This window comes from Actinomadura opuntiae (assembly GCF_030283205.1).
GTDB lineage: Bacteria > Actinomycetota > Actinomycetes > Streptosporangiales > Streptosporangiaceae > Spirillospora.
In genome coordinates, this window is record NZ_JASNWF010000017.1 from 106,586 (window position 1) to 124,032 (window position 17,447).

Below are 17,447 nucleotides of genomic sequence, written 5' to 3' on the forward strand. Positions count from 1 at the left end.
GATTCCGTGGTAAGTGTGCGCTTTCTCACGCGTTTCCCGAGGCCGGACGCGGTCCGGTCCGGGGCCGGGGAGGGGGCGCCCGAGCGCGGCGCGGGTGCCGCACGGTACGGTGCGGAGCCATGTCCGGAGAACAGCCCGAGCCGCTGCGGGTCGAGCGCCGTCCCGACGGGGTCGCCGTCCTGACGCTGAACGACCCCGGCCGGCGCAACGCGATGTCCGACGAGATGACCGCCGCCTACAAGCAGGCCGTCGCGGACCTGCGCGGCGACGCCGGGTTGCGCTGCGTGGTCCTCACCGGGGCCGGCACCGCGTTCAGCTCCGGCGGCGACCTCTCCTGGCTGGCCGACACCAACGCCGTCGCCGTCCCCGCGCTCCGCGACCGGATGCTGGAGTTCTACCGGACGTGGCTGACGATCCGGAGCCTCGAAGTCCCCACGATCGCCGCCGTCAACGGGCACGCCGTCGGCGCCGGCCTCTGCCTCGCCCTGGCCTGCGACCTGCGCTACGCCGCCGAGGACGCCAAGCTGCTCGCCCCGTTCACCGCGCTCGGCCTGCACCCCGGCATGGCCGCCACCTGGCTGTTCCCCGAGGTCGCCGGGCTGCCCTTGGCCCGCGAGATGCTGCTGGCCGGACGCGTCCTCACCGGCGCCGAAGCCGAGCGGCACGGCCTGGTCAACCAGGCCTTCCCGCGCGCGGACGTGCTGGAGCGGACCCTCGAGATCGCCGGGAGGATCGCCGCCGGCGCGCCCGTCGCGACCCGGCTCGCCAAGGTCGCCCTCGCCGAGGGCGGGCACGCCGGCATGGAGGCCGCCCTGCGCTGGGAATCCCTGGCCCAGCCCGTGACGATGGCGTCCAAGGACATGATCGAGGGATTGACGGCCCAGCGGGAGAAGCGTTCCCCCCGTTTCACCGGTGCTTGACGAGGCTGTGGAAAGCGGCTGAGAATCGAGCAAAAGATGGGCTCTGACCTGCGCTGACGTCAAACACCCCCTGTGGAGGACGCAAAATTTTGGGTACGGTTGCGCCGTGCCCCCTAACGTTGAGGTCCGCCGCAGCACCAGGCGCCGCCGGACCGTGTCCGCCTACCGCGACGGGGACAAGGTGGTGGTGATGGTGCCCTCCAGGCTCAGCAAGGCCGAAGAGGAACAGTGGATCGCCACCATCCTGGAACGGCTGGAGGAGCGCGAACGCCGCCGCCGCCCTTCCGACGCCGCCCTCCAGTCGCGGGCCCACGAGCTGTCCCGCCGCTACCTCGCCGGCCGCGCCGACCCGGTCAGCGTCCGCTGGGTCGCCAACCAGCGCACCCGCTGGGGCTCCTGCACCCCCGACGACGGCACGATCCGGCTGTCCACCCGGCTGCGGGGCATGCCGTCCTGGGTCGTCGACTACGTGCTGGTGCACGAGCTGGCCCACCTGCTGATCCCCGGGCACGGCGCCGACTTCTGGCAGCTCGTCGGCAACTACCCCAAGGCCGACCGCGCCCGCGGGTACCTGGAGGGCGTCGCCGCCGCCGCGCACCTGCCGATCGAGGGCGACGCGCCGGACGAGGTCGTCCACGGCGACGGCATGCACCACGGCGACGGCCTGCACGGCGAGGAGTTCCCGCACGAGGTCGCCGGGTGACCCTGCCCGGGAACCCGCCCTCCTCCGAGCTCACGGGCCGCTGCGCCGCGGTCCTGCCGTTCGACCCGTCCGGTCCGTCCGCCGCTCCCCCCGGGGTGGACGACGCCGGATTCCGGCTGGCCATGCTCGAGGACGTCTACGAGGTCGCCGCCGGCCTGGAGTTCGTGGCGGCCGCGCTCGTCGTCGCGCCCGGCGGCCCGCCGGACGCCGAGACGATCACCTGGCCGGGCACCCCGATCGTCCGCGAGCCCGCGCCCGCCGCCGCCCTCGCCGCCCTGCACGCGCTCGGCGCCCGCGAGGCCGCGCTGATCGCGCCGGACGCCCCCGACCTGCCGCCGCTGCTGATCGGCAAGCTGTTCCGCGCCCTCGGCAGCGCCCCCGCCGCCGCCTGCCAGGACACCGGCGGCACCGGGCTGGTCGCGCTCGCCGCCCGGCTGCCCCTGCCCGGCTGGCTCGCCGCCGCCCTCGACGACCTCGGCCCCGGCGCCCTCGACGTGCCGGACGCCCTGGCCCTGCTGCGCGCCGCCGCGCCGCGCCCCGGCCTCGTCCCGCAGGGGCCCGCCTGGCACCGCATCCGCACCCCCGCCGACCTGCGCCTCCTCGACCCCGGCCTGGAAGGCTGGGAGAACACCCGCGCGCTTCTGGAAGGCTCCCCGCTCCACTAGGCGCGGACCGCGCGGGCGACCAGGCGGCGGAGCGGGTCGTCGGCGCTCTCGGGGAGGGCGTCGACGGGGAACCACGCCAGGTCGTCCGACTCGTCCGACACCACGTGCCGGGCGCCCTCCGGAGCGATCATGACGTACTGGACGTCCAGGTGCCACGTGCCGCCCGGATGGCAGCCCACCCGGTGCCGGTCCAGCTGGACGGGCCCGGGCAGCGGACGCAGGTCCGGGATGCCGGACTCCTCCGTCGCCTCCCGCAGGGCCGCGCCCGCCAGCGTCGCGTCACCGGGCTCGCAGTGCCCGCCGAGCTGCAACCACGCCTTGACCTTGGAGTGCAGCGTCAGCAGCACGCGGGACCGGGACGCGTCGAGCACCGCCGCGCTGGCCGTGATGTGCCCGTCGGCGCACGCGCGCCACACCCCGTCCGCCGGATGCTCCTCCAGATGCCGCAGGAACTCCCGCCGCAGCCGCTCGTCCTTCGGGTGGGGCGGCGCCCACGACGCCAGCACCGCGAACGCGTCGGCGTGCAGCGGCCCCGCGGCGGGCGGCGCGGTCACGTGCGGTTGGCGCGCGCGTAAGGCGAGCTGGCCGGATGCCGGCGCCGCCGCTCCTGGTCGACGGGCCGCTGCCAGCACAGGCTCTCCCGCGCGACGCGCCGCCGGATCACGTTCGTGGACGACCCCGGCTCGTACCGGCAGCCGTTCACCCGGGACGCGCCGTGCGGGACGCGGGTCCCGCTCACGACCGCGGCCCTTCGCCGTCCGGCCCGGCGCCGCCCTCGCCGGGGTCGTCGGGCTTCTCGTCGGGCTTCTCGTCCGCCTTGGCGGCGCCGTCGCCGGGCTTGCGGCCGGCCTCGGCCGGGCCCGCGCCGGTGCCCTTGGTCAGGTTGCTCAGGTCGAGGTCGGACAGCCCCTCGATCTCGCGGCCGTGCACGAAGCCGTCCGGGTCGTCGAGGTCGTCGGCCGTCGGCAGCAGGTCGGGGTGCTCCCAGACCGCGTCCCGGCCCTGCGTGCCGCGCACCTCGGTCAGCGTGCGCCACAGCGCCGCCGCCTCGCGCAGCCGGCGCGGCCGCAGCTCCAGGCCGACCAGCGTCGCGAACGTCCGCTCCGCCGGGCCGCCGGTCGCGCGCCGCCGCCGCACCGCCTCGGCCAGCTTCACCGACTCGGGCAGCCGGCCCTGCGCCACCTCGTTGACGACGGTGTCGACCCAGCCCTCGACCAGCGCGAGCGTGGTCTCCAGCCGGGCCAGCGCCGCCTTCTGCCGGGGCGTCTCCTCCGGCTGCAGCTGGATCTCGCCGCCCAGCGCCTCCTGGATCGCCTCCGGGTTGCTCAGGTCGAGCCCCTGGACGGCCTGCTCGATGCCCGACAGGTCGACGGTGATGCCCCGCGCGTACTCCTCCACGGCGCCGAGCAGGTGCGCGCGCAGCCACGGCACGTGCGTGAACAGCCGCTGGTGCGCGGCCTCCCGCAGCGCCAGGTACAGCCTGACCTCGTCCTCGGACACCTCCAGGCCCGAGCCGAACGCCTCGACGCCCGCGGGCAGCAGCGCGCCGACGCCGTCGGGGGCCAGCGGCAGCCCCACGTCCGCCGAGCCGGTCACCTCGCGGGCCAGCGCGCCGAGCGCCTGCCCGGCCTGCCCGCCGACCATCGCGCCGGCCATCTGCTTGACCATCCCGATCAGCGGGCCGGCCATCGCCTGCATCTCGGCGGGCATCTCGCCGCCGCTGAGCGCGCCGCCCATCGACTCGACCATGCGGGAGGCGATCGGGTCGCAGACCTTCGCCCACACCGGCAGCGTCTGCTCGATCCACTCCGACCGGCTCCACGCCTTCGGCGCCCGGATGCCGGCGGGCAGCGTCGTGCCCTCGTCCAGCCACAGGTCGGCCAGCCGCAGCGCCTCCTCGACCTGGCGCCGCTCGGTGTCGACGATCGAGGGGTCGCCCTGCTCGACCACCTGGTGGCGGGCGATGTTCTTGGCCAGGTCCCAGTTCAGCGGTCCGCCGGACGCGCCGCCCTGCCCCTGGGCGCCGATCATGTCCGCGAACCGGTGCAGCATGTCGGCGAACTGCGCCATGTCGCCGCCCATGCCCTTGAATGGATCCTGGGGACGGTCGTCGTCTCCGTCGCCGGGACGGTTGAAGCCGAAGGGAGTGTCACTCATCGGTTCGCCCCTGGGATGCATGATGGGCTCATATCCGCAACGTTAGCCGGTCCCGGCAAGGTCGCGTACTCAAGGAAGGGGGCACCTCCGTGGCAACGGGCAAGGTTCGCCCTCGGCGTAGCAAGGCTCCGGTCGTCGCCGTCACCGGCGCGGCCTCCGGAGCGGGTCGGCTGCTGGCCGCCCGGCTCGCCGAACGGGAAGACATCCGCAAGGTCGTCGCCATCGACGGGCACCGCGGCGACGTGACCGGCGCCACGTGGCGCGTCGTCGACATCCGGGACCCGCTGCTGTCCAACCGGCTCTCCGACGTGGACGTGATCGTCAACCTGGACGTCGAGCACTCCCCAGAAGCGGAAGGGCGCCAGCGCCGCACCCACAACGTGCGCGGCGCCCAGACGGTCGTCACCGCCGCCGCGGCCGCCCGCGTCCGCCGGGTGGTCCTGGTCACCAGCGCGATGGTGTACGGCGCCGGGCCCGGCAACGAGGTGCCGCTGCCCGAGGACGCGCCGTTGCTGGCCGAGGCCGACGCCAGCATCGCCGGCGACCACCTGGAGATCGAGGAGCTGGCCGCCACCGCGCCGCTCACCCACCCCGGGCTGGAGATCACCGTCGTCCGGCCCGCCGCCCTCGCCGGGCCCGGCGTGGACACCGTGGTCACCCGGCACTTCGAGGCGCCCCGGCTGCTGTCGGTGAAGGGCAGCACGCCCGGCTGGCAGTTCTGCCACCTCGAGGACCTCGCGTCCGCGCTGGAGGTCGTCGTCACCGAGGAGCTGACCGGGCCGGTCGCGGTCGGCTGCGAGGGCTGGCTCGGCCCCGAGGAGGTCGCCGAGATCACCGGCAAGCGCAGCTTCGAGCTGCCCGCCGCGCTGACCTTCGGGATGGCGCAGCGGCTGCACCGGCTCGGCATGACCCCGGCGCCCGCCACCGACCTGCACTACGTCGCCTACCCGTGGGTGGTCGACTGCGCCCGGCTGCGCGCCGCGGGCTGGAAGCCCGCCCACGACAACGCCGCCGCGCTGCGGGCGATCATGGAGGAGACCGCCGGGCGGCACGCCGTCGTCGGGCGCCGCGTCGGCGGCAAGGAGGCCACGATGGCGACCGCGGCCGGCGCGACCGTCGCCGCGATCGGCGCCGCCGCCGCGATCCGCCGCGCCCGCAAGCGCCGCCGCTGACCCGCCGGCCGCCGGACCCGCGGGTGCGGCGGCCCGGCGGCGGGTCAGCCGGCCGACGCCTCGGTGGAGCCCGCCGGCGAGGCGCCGGGGGACGGCGAGGACGGCGACGACGAGGGAGTGGGGGTCGCGTTCGGCTTCGCCTGGTTGCCGCCGGCCCGCTGGGCGGCCGACAGCTGCTCCTGCGCCTTCTTGATCCGGTCCCAGGCGTCGCCCATGCCGGGGTAGTCGCCCTTCTTCTGGGCCGTCTCGTAGTCGCCGACGGCCTTCTGCAGCTCGTTGATCGCCTGCTGCTCCTGCGGCGTCAGCCGCCCGCCGGGCCCCGGCTGCGTCCCGGTCACCGCCGGCGCCCCCGAGCCGCCGAGGACCTGTTTCAGCGCGTCCTCGAACGTCCCCGCCGCCGCGACCTCGTTGCCGTACCGCACCAGCACCTTGCCGAGCAGCGGGTACGGCTGCTGCTCCTTGCCTCCGGACGCCTTGGTGTACATCGGCTCGACGTACAGCAGGCTCCCGCCGAACGGGATGGTCAGCAGGTTGCCCGCGACGGTCTTCGTCCCGCCCTGTCTCAGCGCGAACAGGTCGGTCTTCACCTTCGAGTCCGTCTCGAAGGAGTTCTGCACCTGCCCGGGGCCCGGCGGCTGCGCGTCGCGCGGCATCTGCAGGATCCGGATCTGCCCGTAGTACCTGCTCGACGGGTTGGAGTCGACCGCCATGAACGCGGCGAGCTGCGGGTTGTCGCGCGGGTTGAACACCGTCGTGAGCGAGAAGTCCGTCGCGCCGTCGAACGACGAGGGCATCTTCAGGCTCTGGTAGTACGGCGGCTGCAGCTTGCCCTTGGTCGTCGGGTCCTGCGGCACCTCCCAGAAGCCCTCGCCGTTGTAGAACGCGGACGGATCCGTCACGTGGTACTTGGTGAGGATCTTGCGCTGGACCTTGAACAGGTCCTGCGGGTAGCGGAAGTGCGCCTCCAGCTCGGTCGGGATGGACGCCTTCGGCTGGACGGACTTCGGGAACACCTTCATCCACGTCTTGAGGATGGGGTCCTCGGTGTCCCACTGGTACAGGTGGACGGCGCCGCTGTAGGCGTCCACCGTGGCCTTCACCGAGTTGCGCATGTAGTTGATGTGGTCGTCGGCCTGCCGCGCCACCGCCGAGCGGGTGTCGGTGATGGTGTCGCGGGTCGCCTGCCCCAGGCTCGTCTCCTCCGAGTACGGGTAGCCGCCGGACGTGGTGTAGCCGTCCACGATCCACACGATGCGGCCCTGCACCACCGCCGGGTACGGGTCGCCGTCCAGCGTCAGCCACGGCGCCGCCTTCTGCACCCGCTCGCGCGGCGACCGGTCGTAGAGGATCCTCGCGTCCTTCTTGATCGCGCCGGACAGCAGCAGGTTCTTGTCCTGGAACCTCGCCGAGTACAGCAGCTTGTGGAAGAACGAGTCGATCGGGACGCCGCCGTCGCCGTCGTAGGTGTTGCTCTGCTGCCCGTCGTCGGGGCTGTTGTCGGGGTAGTCCAGCTCCTTCTGGCCCTTCCCGCCGACCACCGAGTAGCGCGGCGACCGCTCCCCGAAGTAGATCTCCGGCTTGGTCACCTGGATCCGAGCCGACGAGGCCGGCATGTCGCGGGTGATGAAGTCCGGGTTGCCGCCCTGCGCCATCTGGTCGCCGTAGGCCGACACGAACCCGTAGCCGTGCGTGTAGACCATCCGGTCCTTCACCCAGCTGCGCTGCCCCGACGGCGCGCCCGACAGCTCCCGCAGCGCCACGACCGTGTCGGTGGCCTTGCCGTCGACCAGGTAGCGGTCGACGTCGAGGGTGTCGGGGAACTTGTAGAACGGGCGGATCCGCTGCAGCTGCTCGAACGTCGGGCCCACCACGTTCGGGTCCAGGACGCGGACGCCGCCGAGCCCGTCCGCCTCCTGCCGCAGCTTGCCGGGGTCCTTCTCCGGCTGCGACCCGTACGGGACGACCTGCGCGTCCTTCACCCCGTAGGCCCGCCGGGTGAAGTCGATGTTGCGCTCGATGTACCTGCGTTCCTTGGCCAGCTCGTCCGGCTTCACCTGGAACTGCTGGATCAGCAGCGGATACACCCCGCCCAGCAGCACCGCCGACAGCACCAGCAGCGTGAAGCCCACGCCCGGCAGCATCATGCCGCGCCGCAGCAGGTTGCCGAAGAACATCACCGCGCACAGCAGCGCGATGACCGCGAGAATCGTCTTCGCGGGCAGCAGCGCGTTCACGTCCGCATAGGACGCGCCCGTCGCCACGCCCCGTTCCGAATGGACGAGCCCGTACCGGTCCAGCCAGTACGCGATCGCCTTCAGCAGCACGAAAAGGCCCACCAGCACCGACAGATGAGCGCGCGCCGGCGGGCTCGCCTTGTCGCCCGGCCCCTGAAGCCGCAGGCCGCCGTACAGGTAATGCACCATCACGGCCGCGACGAACGACAGGATCACCGTGGCGAACACCACGCCCAGCACCAGCCGCAGGAACGGATAGGTGAAGACGTAGAACGACACGTCCTTATGGAACTGCGGGTCCTTCACATGGAACGGCGTCCGGTTCAGGAACGCCAGCCACACCTGCCATCGGCCCGCCACCGACGACCCGGTCAGCGCGCCCAGCAGCGCCAGCAGCCCGACGGAGATCAGCCGCCGGCGCGGATCGATCACCGACCGGTACCGCTCCAGCCCCTGCTGCTCCACCGACAGCGGCCGGTACGCCGGGCGCAGCCGGTACGCCACCACCACGTTCGCGGCCACGACCAGCGACATCAGCAGGCCCGAGCCGAAGAACAGCACGGCCTCCGCGCGCAGCCGCGTCGTGTAGACCTCCGAGAAGCCCACCGAGCGGTACCACAGCAGATTCGTGTAGACCGCGGTGAAGACCAGGAAAGCGACCAGCAGGAACGCCAGCGCCACCAGGACCGGCAGCATCAGCCGGGTGCGCCCGGCGCCGAACCGGCGCGCGGTACCGGCAGTCCGGAAGGCCAATTGCCCCTCCGATCGAGATCGCCCCCCACCGGCCGCCGGCCGGTGCTGTGTAAGCAACTTACCGACTACCGCCGGGGTTCCCGCATTTCCCGGCCCCCGGACGGGGAAAGATGGGCTCCGTGAGTCTTCTGGAAGAAGTCGTGCTGGACCTCGAACGCCACTCGGCGCAGGAGGGCTGGGACACCGCTCCCCGCCTGTACGCCCTCGTCCGCAGCACCGAGCTGCGCCGCGCCGAGCCCGACCTCGCCGACCAGCTCGGCCTGCCCCCCGACACCGAGACCCTCGCCGCCCTCGAACAGCCCGCCCTGCCCGAGAAGGCCGGCGTCGAGGACGCCCTCGCCGCCATCGCCTGGCCCGACACCGTCGAGGGCTGCGCGCTGGTGATCGAACGCGTCGTGCTGCCGCCCGAGGCCGAGGAGGAGATCCCCGAGGACGAGGACGAGGCCGCCGCGTACGCCGCCGGCCACCCCGGCCGCGAGGACGTCCGCATGATCGTCGGAGTGCTGCGCGACGGCGCCCGGCACTCCGCGCTCCGGCTGCGCCGCCACGACGCCGACGACGAGGTCCTCGCCGGCCCCGACCTCGTCCCCGCCCTCGCCGAGGCCCTCGCCGCCACCTTCGAACCGGACGAGCCGGGCCCGCCGGGTCCGGCCCGCGCGGGGTAGCCTGCGGGACGTGAGCGAAGACAGCGCCGCCGCCGGGACCGCCATCCGGCTCGCCGAGATCCGCGACACCCCCCTGTCGGTCGACGAGGTGTTCGCCGCCGTCGGCGACCCCGCCGCCGGCGGCGTCGCGCTGTTCGTCGGCACCGTCCGCGACCACGACCACGCCCGCGACGTCAGCGCCCTGTCCTACAGCGCCCACCCCACCGTCGAACGGGAACTGCGCGCCGTCATGGAGAAGGTCGCCGCCGACTTCCCCGTCCGCGCCCTCGCCGCCGTCCACCGCGTCGGCGACCTGCGGATCGGCGACCTCGCCGTCGTCGTCGCCGCGTCCTGCCCGCACCGCGCCGAGGCCTTCGACGCCTGCCGCCGGCTCATCGACGACCTCAAGGCGCAGGTCCCCATCTGGAAGCACCAGACCTTCGCCGACGGCGGAGACGAGTGGGTCGGCGCCTGCTGAAGGCCCCCGGGCGCATAGAGTTCCGACCATGTCTCGTCGTGCCGCCACGCTCACCGTCGCGAGCGTCCTCGTCCTCGCGCTGGCCCTCGTCGGGTCCCTCATGCCGGTGCCCTACATCGCACTGATGCCCGGCCCGACGAGCAACACCCTCGGCACGAACGAGAAGGGCCAGCCCGTCATCGCCATCGACGGCCGCAGGACCTACCCCGACGAGGGGCACCTCAACTTCACCACCGTCACCTACCGCGGCGGCCCCGGCGGGCGCATCGACCTGTTCACCGCCCTGCGCGGCTGGCTCGACCACGACACCGCGATCGTCCCCGAGGAGCTCTACTTCCCCAAGGACGAGAGCCAGAAGCAGGTCGACCAGGAGAACACCCGCCAGATGCAGGACTCCCAGCAGAGCGCCAAGGCCGCCGCCCTGCACGAGCTCGGCGTCCCGCTGCAGACCCAGGTGATCGTCCAGGGCGTCCAGAAGGGCCGCCCCGCCGACGGCAGGCTCCAGCCCGGCGACCAGGTCACCGCCCTCGACGGCGCCAAGGTCACCAGCACCGCCCAGGTCACCGGCGCCATGGCCAAGCGCAAGATCGGCGACCGGGTCGCCCTCACCGTCCAGCGCGGCGGCAAGGAGAGCAACCAGACCCTCACCACCGTCGCCGACCCCACCGGCAAGCGCGCCGTCGTCGGCGTCGTCCTCGGCGACCAGTACAAGTTCCCCTTCAAGATCGACATCAGCGTCGGCGACATCGGCGGCCCCAGCGCCGGCCTCATGTTCGCCCTCGCCATCTACGACAAGCTCACCCCCGGCCCCCTCAGCGCCGGAAAGTTCATCGCCGGCACCGGCGAGATCGACCCCGACGGCCAGGTCAGCCCCATCGGCGGCATCCAGCAGAAGATGATCGCCGCCCGCCGCGCCGGCGCCACCGTCTTCCTCACCCCCAGGAAGAACTGCTCCGAAGCCCTCGGCGCCCGCCCCGACGGCCTCCGCCTCGTCCGCGCCGACACCCTCCACTCCGCCGTCCAGGCCGTCAACGCCCTCACCACCGGCAAGGGCACCGTCCCCGCCTGCACCAGATGACCCCCGCCCCGAAACCGGTTTGGAGCACTCCCCGCCATGCAATACAGTTGAGTCATCACCGCGGGGTGGAGCAGTTCGGTAGCTCGCTGGGCTCATAACCCAGAGGTCGCAGGTTCAAATCCTGCCCCCGCTACGGGTCTTGGGGCTCGTGTGGTCGCGCCTTCGGCGCTTCCCCACGAGCCCCTTCGCCGTTTTCGGGGGGGCGACCCCCCGGGCCCCCGATGTGGGGGCTTCGCCCCCACACCCCCGGCGCGCGTTGCGCGCGCTTTTTTGGGGCTTCGCCCCTTGCCCCCTCGGGCTTCGGCCTTTGCTGTTGCTGCAGGTCAGCCGGGGGGCTTCTGCGGGGGGCGTGGTTGTATGGCGGTTATGGTTCGGAGCAACATGTGGGGGCGGGGGGCGGACGCTCCCGTTCCGGCGATCGGGGTGCTCAGCGCCGAGGGCGTCCTGGTGGGCTGGTCGAAGGTGGCCGAGGAGCTCCTCGGCTACCGGTCTGAGGAGATCCTCGGACGGCCCGGCACCGACCTGCGCATGGAGCGGGACCGCGCGGAGCGGATCTGGACGTGGCGGGGCGGCCAGGGCGACGAGGACCACCGGGTCGGCATGCTGGACCTCCGGCACCGGGACGGCACGCAGATCGTCACGCGATCCGAGCGGATCCGCATCGACACCCTCGCCGGGGCGCCCGCCTGGGTGATCGCGGCGATACCCGCGTCCGCCTTCGCCATCGGCACCTCGGTGCTGGAGCCGCTGCTCGCCGCCGTCCCCGTCGTGATGGTCGCCTGGGACACCGACCTGCGGTCGGCCTGGCGCAACGAGCGGGCGGAGGTCTTCCCCCACTTCCAGGTCGGCCGGCCGCTGCCCGAGGACGACTCCCTGGCCCCGCCGGAGCTCGTCCGCACGGTGCTCGCCGGCGGCGAGCCCGTGCTGGACCGCGAGGTCCGGTGGTCGCAGGACGGTGAGGAGCGCACCTTCTCCACCTTCCTGTTCCGGGTGGACGGCCTCGACGCACGCCATCTCGGCGTCTGCCTGATGGCCGTCGACATCACCTACAGCAGGGCCCGCGAACGCCTGGCGCTGCTGCGGCGGGCCAGCGTCGAGATCGGCACCACCCTGGACGTCCAGCAGACCGCCCAGGAACTCGCCGACCTGGCCGTGCCCCGCCTGGCCGACTACGTCAGCGTCGACCTCACCGAAGCGGTCATGCCGGGGCCCGAGCCGCTGGAGCGCCTCGGGCCGATGGGCGCCGGCGTCCCGGTGTTCCGCCGGGCCGCGCTCACCTCGGTGCAGGGCGGGGTCCCCGACGCGCTGTGGCCGCAGGGGCAGCCGGTCTACGTGCCGCCCTCGTCCCCGCTCAGCGCGGTCCTGGAGTCCGGCACCTCGTTCTTCGAGCCCGTGGTGCACATCTCGCCCGGGACCTGGCTCGACGACGACCCGCACCGCGCCCACGTCGTGCGCACGATGGGCATGCACACGCTGATGATGGTCCCGCTGAAGGCGCGCGGCCGGCTCCTCGGGGTCGCGACCTTCGTCCGCACCGTCGACAAGACGCCCTTCACCAGGGACGACCTGGTGCTCGCCGAGGAGCTCGCCGCCCGGGCCGCACTGAGCCTGGACAACGCACGCCAGTACACCGTCGAGCACGACGCGGCCCTCGCCCTGCAGCGGCAGCTGCTGCCGCGCAAGCTGTGCGGCGGCGACGCCATCGACCTGGCCTCGCGCTACCTGCCCTCGGACGTCCACCAGGGCGTCGGAGGGGACTGGTACGACACCATCCCGCTGAGCGGCTCCCGCATCGCGCTGGTCGTGGGCGATGTGACCGGGCACGGCATCAACGCCGCCGCGAGCATGGGACGCCTGCGCACCGCCATGCGCACGCTCGCCTACCTCGACCTGCCACCGGACGAGCTGCTCAGCCGCCTTGACGAGCTGTACGCCCGGCAGGACGAGGAGGAGGACCGCAGCGCGCTGTCCCCGATCGCCGCCACCTGCCTGTACGTCCTCTACGACCCGGCCACGCGGCGCTGCGTCATGGCCTCGGCCGGGCACCTGCCGCCCGCGATCGTCCCGCCCGGCGGCGAGGCCGCCTTCCCCGACCTTCCGACCGGCACGCCGATCGGGCTCGGGCTGGGCTCGCACCGGTCCGTCGAGTTCGACCTCGAGGCGGGGACCCTGCTGGCCCTCTACACCGACGGGCTGATCGAGCGCCGCGGGTCCGATCTCGAGGAGGGCATGCGGTGCCTGAGCGCCGCACTGGCCGACGGCACCGCCCCGCTGGACGGTCTCTGCACCAGCGTGATCGACACGATGGTGACCGAGGCGGCCGAGGACGACGTGACGCTGCTGCTGGCCCGCACCCGGCCACTATGATCCGGATCACAGCCCTTACCAGGGGGTTCGTCCGGAAAGGCGAGGTGTCCCATGAATGCGTCGGTGGTGCGGGCGCGGCAGCACTCCTACGGGGATCTGTTGCATCGGACGGCTCGGCGGTATCCGGGCAAGCTCGCTGTGGTGAGCGGGGAGGTCCGGTTCACGTACGCGGAGTTCGACGCGGCGGTTAACCGGGCGGCGAACGCGTTGGCGGAGCGGGGGCTCGGGAAGGGCGACCGGCTTGCTCTGCTGTCGCACAACTGCTGGCAGTACGCGGTGCTGGCGTTCGCGACGGCGAAGCTGGGCGTCGTGCTGGTGCCGGTCAACTTCATGTTGGGCGCCGATGAGATCGCCTACATTCTCGGGCATTCGGGTGCGTCCGGGATCGTGGCGGAGGGCGCGCTGGTGCCGACGGCCGAGAAGGCGCTGGCCACGGCGGGTGTCGACGGGGGTGTCCGGGGGCGGATCGGGGGCGCGGCCGATGGGTGGGAGGACGTCGACGGCTGGTGCCGGGAGGGCTCTGCGGCGGCGCCCGAGGTGCCGGTGGGGGACGACGACCCGCTGCGGCTGATGTACACGTCGGGGACCGAGTCGCGGCCCAAGGGCGTGATGCTGACCAGCCGGTCGCTGATCAGCCAGTACGTGAGCTGCATCGTCGACGGCGAGATGTCCGCCGACGACGTCGAGGTGCACGCGCTGCCGATGTACCACTGCGCGCAGTTGGACTGCTTCTTCTCGGTGGACGTCTATCTGGGCGCGACCAGTGTCATTCTGCCGGGGCCCGATCCGGCTCTGCTGCTGGAGACGATCGAGCGGGAGAAGGTCACCAAGCTGTTCTGCCCGCCGACGGTGTGGATCTCGCTGCTGCGGCACCCGGACTTCGACCGGCGGGACCTGTCCAGCCTGCGGAAGGGGTACTACGGGGCGTCCGCGATGCCCGTCGAGGTGCTGCGCGAACTGCTGCGGCGGCTGCCGGACGTGCGGTTGTGGAACTTCTACGGGCAGACCGAGATGGCGCCGCTCGCGACGATCCTGCGTCCGGACGAGCAGCTGGAGCGGGCCGGCAGTGCGGGGCGCGCGGCCGTCAACGTGGAGACGATGCTCGTGGACGACCTCGGAAATCCCGTGGCGGCGGGCGAGGTCGGCGAGATCGTGCATCGCAGCCCGCACGCGGCCCTCGGGTACTACAACGACGAGGACAAGACCGAGGAGGCGTTCCGGGGCGGGTGGTTCCACTCGGGCGACCTCGGCGTCATGACCGAGGACGGCTACCTGTCCGTGGTCGACCGCAAGAAGGACATGATCAAGACGGGCGGGGAGAACGTCGCCAGCCGGGAGGTCGAGGAGGCGATCTACGAGCTGGACGGCGTCGCTGAGGTCGCCGTGTTCGGGATCGCCCATCCGCGGTGGATCGAGGCCGTCACGGCTGTGGTGGTGCCGAAGCCAGGGGCTGCGCTGAGCGTTGACGATGTGCACGCGCACGTGCGCGAGCGGCTCGCGGGGTACAAGCGGCCGAAGTACGTGGTGCTGGCGGAGTCGCTGCCGAAGAACCCGAGCGGCAAGATCCTCAAGCGGGAACTCCGGGGTTTGCACGCTCGTCTCGCCGAGTCCTGAGGTAGGGGAGGAGTTCGCGGAGCGCGACCGCGGCGTGCCAGGACGCGGTGCGGTGGTGGTCGTCGTTCTTGGCGGGGCTCGCGTCGTCGGAGATGCCGCGGACGACGACCCAGCCCGTGCCCGCGGACTCCTCGTGGCTCGCCTGGCCGAGCCCGCCCGCCTCCATGTCCACAGCGAGGATCTTGTCGTTGAAGGCGGCGAGATAGCGGACGACGTCGGCCTCCCGATCGGCGATCACGGCCTCGCCGGAGCCGATCGGCCCATGGTGGAACCGCGCCGTCCGGGTGGTCCCGGCCGGGTCCGTCACGGAGAACTCGCCAGGGTCGTGGTCGGTGAAGAAGGCGTTGACCGCGTGCCCGAGTTCGGCGGGGGCCTCCCGCTCCTCGCCGCGCCGGCGGGTCCCCTGTGGGGTTTCCTTCCGCAGGTCGTAGTAGACGACGCGCGTCGCGATGACGACGTCGTCCACCTTGACGGAGGAATGGATCGCGCCGCCGATCCCCGCGAGCACGATGACGTGGGGGTCGTGATGGCGGCGCAGATTCCCGTATGCCGCCATGGTGGACCGCTGGCCCTGGCCCAGCGCGCGGACCGCCGCGACGCGGACGGGGCCGCCCGCGGTGGGGACGTCGCCGGTGTAGAAGCGCAGCCCGCCGGTGGTCTCCTCATGGAGGTCCAGGGCCGTCCGGACCGCCTGGGTCTCCTCGCTGAGCAGGGTGATGACGCCGACGTCGGCGTGGCTCCCACCGGGGGCGCCGACGGCGGGCGCGGTCAGGTTGACGACCGGGTTGTCTCCGACCGCGGACGTTTCGACGTTGGTGGTGCCGCCGGTGGTCATGATGCCGCTGACCCGGTACTGCTCGTTCATTTCGCCGCCTTCTGCGCGGAGGGCTGGGACGTCTGTGCGTTCTGGTTGACCTGCGCGTTGTTGCCGACCGCGGAGTTGTTGATGTCGACGCGGCCGCCCATGTTCAGCACGCTCGCGCTGATGATGGTCTCCGCCCGCTTCTCGAAGACGGAGGTGTCGACGTTGCGGGCGCGCAGGAAGTCCTTTGTCACCTGGAGGAGCCGCAGCTCGATGATCTTCATCTGGTCGAGGATGGCCGGCTCGTCGAAGGCGGCCTCCTGCCAGGTGGCCGCCGTCACCTCGCGGACGCTGAACCGCGGGGCGCTGCCGCGGACCGTGCACTTCGTGAAGGCCTCGACGTACAGGGGGAGCCGGAGGAGGACGGCGAGCGCCTGCCAGCACCGCGCGACCTCGCCGGGGAGGTCCCCCAGAGTGGACAGCGCCCCGAGGACGGCGGCCGTCCTGCCGCTCCGGGCGCGGCGCGCCGCGCGGTGGAAGCTCCTCGGCGTCCGGGTGAGGGCGCAGGCGGCGAAGTCCAGGCTGAGCGAGCGGCCCTTCAGGGTGACGCGGACGAAGACCGTGGTGACCAGTTCGCCGGACGAGGTGACGCGCATCTCCAGGAAGTGCTGGCATTTGCCGTCGTGCGTGTTGACGACCTTGCGGCGGAAGGCGGCGTCGCCGAGTTCTGCGAGCTGCCGGCGGACCTCCGGCGCGTCCGCCTCCTCCACGTAGTACCGGTCGCTGATCCGGTAGCCCGGCAGCCTGATGGGGTCGGAACTGTGCCCAATCGGGCGCATCATCTTGCGCAGGTGCGTGACCAGCTCGTCCGCCCGGAAGGGGGGATGGACGTATCCGCGCCGCGTCATGTCGTCGGCCTTCTTCCCCTTGGTGAGGTCGACGGTCTGCGGGCGGAGCAACTGGATGGCCAGCGGCGGAAGCCACCGGTGGACGAGCTGGCCGCTGCCGACGAAGAAGTTGGGATCGTCCCCGAAGTCGTAGAAGTCCGGTCGGCCGGTGTCGGGGTCGCGCTTGGGGGGCCGCGGCCTCCGGTAGGCGATGACGGGGTCGGTCTGCTGCACGTCGATGGCCGCCAGCCGTCGGTTGAGCTGGTCGGGCCGCAGCGGTCCGGGTTCCTGCGTGAGCACCATGGACCGGTGCCGGACGGCGGCCACCATGACCGTGACGACGGAGCACAGCAGTAGAGGGACCACGGCCCGGACGGCCATCAGATGCAAGGGCGTGTGCTCGATGCTCGCCGACAGGACCGGCGCGGCCACGAGCAGGCCGCAGCCGTAGAGGCTCAGTTTGAGCCGTCTCGTCTGCTCGTCCAGGTCGCGTCGCGGCGGGCCTTTGATCCAGAGCCACTCCTCCCGGGGCCTCTCGTCGTTCTTCAGCCAGGGACAGAAATGGTTGACGCTCTTCCTCGTGCGGCTCCTGACGACCTCCGGCGCCAGCCGGGAGGCGTAGCCGCTCAGTGACCACAGCCCGAGCAGGCAGCCGGCGGTGATCGCGGCGGACGGGCTCTGCAGCGCCGCCAGCACGAAGACCGTGAGGACGGTCGCGTGCTGGACGGTGTCCAGCGTGAAGGCGCGCCAGGCGTGGTCGGCCACGGGGACGAGGTCGAAGCCGTAGGACGGGGCCACCGCCCGCTGGTGCGGGAGGAGAACGTGCCGGACCACCAGCGACTGGAACCGGCGGTCGTGGTAGGCGGCGGCGCACAGCATGCGCGTGGTCTCGTCGCCGCGTTCGGTGCGGGCTGTCCGGTTCTTCGTGAACGACACCGCCGGGCTGGTCATGACGGCCCCCTCGGCTTCCGCA

Annotated in this window: 15 protein-coding genes and 1 tRNA gene; 10 read left to right on the plus strand and 6 right to left on the minus strand. The window is 72.6% G+C overall.

The annotated features are described in order from the left end of the window. The first annotated feature begins 119 nt into the window (after nt 1-119). The 3 genes from QP089_RS32880 (at nt 120) to QP089_RS32890 (ending at nt 2,288) form a co-directional block, all read left to right on the plus strand. On the plus strand, nt 120-920 hold the full coding sequence (locus QP089_RS32880) for an enoyl-CoA hydratase/isomerase family protein (protein WP_285916934.1): 801 nt from the start codon (nt 120-122) through the stop codon (nt 918-920). A 154-nt stretch (nt 921-1,074) separates the two neighbouring features. Continuing rightward, complete coding sequence (locus QP089_RS32885) at nt 1,075-1,623, plus strand: M48 metallopeptidase family protein (RefSeq protein WP_285917197.1); 549 nt, start codon at nt 1,075-1,077, stop codon at nt 1,621-1,623. Beyond that, nucleotides 1,620-2,288 carry a hypothetical protein gene (locus QP089_RS32890; protein WP_285916936.1) on the plus strand — a complete coding sequence of 223 codons (669 nt, stop codon included), beginning with the start codon at nt 1,620-1,622 and terminating at the stop codon, nt 2,286-2,288. The genes QP089_RS32885 and QP089_RS32890 overlap by 4 nt, the downstream gene beginning before the upstream one ends. Here QP089_RS32890 and QP089_RS32895 read toward each other — a convergent pair. From QP089_RS32895 to QP089_RS32905, 3 genes are read right to left on the minus strand one after another with little or no spacing between them, the layout of a single operon-like run. After that, nucleotides 2,285-2,842: an NUDIX hydrolase gene (locus QP089_RS32895; protein WP_285916937.1), complete on the minus strand. Its 558-nt coding sequence runs from the start codon at nt 2,840-2,842 to the stop codon at nt 2,285-2,287. The genes QP089_RS32890 and QP089_RS32895 overlap by 4 nt on opposite strands. Next, the gene (locus QP089_RS32900) at nt 2,839-3,027 is read right to left on the minus strand and encodes a hypothetical protein (protein ID WP_173099227.1); all 189 of its coding nucleotides are present in this window, start codon (nt 3,025-3,027) and stop codon (nt 2,839-2,841) included. The genes QP089_RS32895 and QP089_RS32900 overlap by 4 nt, the downstream gene beginning before the upstream one ends. Then, nucleotides 3,024-4,445 (minus strand): zinc-dependent metalloprotease, encoded by a 1,422-nt coding sequence (locus tag QP089_RS32905; protein WP_285916940.1) that lies wholly within the window; start codon nt 4,443-4,445, stop codon nt 3,024-3,026. Before QP089_RS32905 ends, QP089_RS32900 begins: the two co-directional genes overlap by 4 nt. Before the next feature lie 89 nt (nt 4,446-4,534). On the opposite strand from QP089_RS32905, the gene QP089_RS32910 reads away from it, so the two are divergent. Beyond that, entirely contained in the window at nt 4,535-5,617 is a 1,083-nt protein-coding gene (locus QP089_RS32910; RefSeq protein WP_285916942.1) for an NAD-dependent epimerase/dehydratase family protein, read from the plus strand. Nucleotides 5,618-5,661: 44 nt separating this feature from the next. Here the strand turns inward: QP089_RS32910 and QP089_RS32915 are convergent, their stop codons facing one another. Next, nucleotides 5,662-8,604, minus strand: coding sequence for a UPF0182 family membrane protein (locus tag QP089_RS32915; RefSeq protein WP_285916943.1), 2,943 nt, complete (start codon nt 8,602-8,604; stop codon nt 5,662-5,664). A gap of 110 nt (nt 8,605-8,714) precedes the next feature. On the opposite strand from QP089_RS32915, the gene QP089_RS32920 reads away from it, so the two are divergent. The 6 genes from QP089_RS32920 (at nt 8,715) to QP089_RS32945 (ending at nt 14,785) form a co-directional block, all read left to right on the plus strand. Further along, nucleotides 8,715-9,269 carry a PPA1309 family protein gene (locus tag QP089_RS32920; RefSeq protein ID WP_353070656.1) on the plus strand — a complete coding sequence of 185 codons (555 nt, stop codon included), beginning with the start codon at nt 8,715-8,717 and terminating at the stop codon, nt 9,267-9,269. Between the two features lie 10 nt (nt 9,270-9,279). After that, nucleotides 9,280-9,726: a molybdenum cofactor biosynthesis protein MoaE gene (locus QP089_RS32925; protein WP_285916947.1), complete on the plus strand. Its 447-nt coding sequence runs from the start codon at nt 9,280-9,282 to the stop codon at nt 9,724-9,726. A 28-nt stretch (nt 9,727-9,754) separates the two neighbouring features. Further along, entirely contained in the window at nt 9,755-10,804 is a 1,050-nt protein-coding gene (locus tag QP089_RS32930; RefSeq protein WP_285916948.1) for a YlbL family protein, read from the plus strand. Nucleotides 10,805-10,863: 59 nt separating this feature from the next. Further along, nucleotides 10,864-10,937, plus strand: a tRNA-Met gene (locus QP089_RS32935). Between the two features lie 248 nt (nt 10,938-11,185). After that, nucleotides 11,186-13,171 (plus strand): SpoIIE family protein phosphatase, encoded by a 1,986-nt coding sequence (locus QP089_RS32940; protein WP_285916950.1) that lies wholly within the window; start codon nt 11,186-11,188, stop codon nt 13,169-13,171. Between the two features lie 51 nt (nt 13,172-13,222). Beyond that, nucleotides 13,223-14,785: an acyl-CoA synthetase gene (locus QP089_RS32945; protein ID WP_285916952.1), complete on the plus strand. Its 1,563-nt coding sequence runs from the start codon at nt 13,223-13,225 to the stop codon at nt 14,783-14,785. Here QP089_RS32945 and QP089_RS32950 read toward each other — a convergent pair. Beyond that, nucleotides 14,739-15,650: a 5'-methylthioadenosine/S-adenosylhomocysteine nucleosidase family protein gene (locus QP089_RS32950; protein WP_285916954.1), complete on the minus strand. Its 912-nt coding sequence runs from the start codon at nt 15,648-15,650 to the stop codon at nt 14,739-14,741. The two genes, QP089_RS32945 and QP089_RS32950, sit on opposite strands and share 47 nt — an antisense overlap. Next, nucleotides 15,647-17,425 carry an AbeC-like domain-containing protein gene (locus QP089_RS32955; protein WP_285916955.1) on the minus strand — a complete coding sequence of 593 codons (1,779 nt, stop codon included), beginning with the start codon at nt 17,423-17,425 and terminating at the stop codon, nt 15,647-15,649. Before QP089_RS32955 ends, QP089_RS32950 begins: the two co-directional genes overlap by 4 nt. Nucleotides 17,426-17,447: the final 22 nt, after the last annotated feature.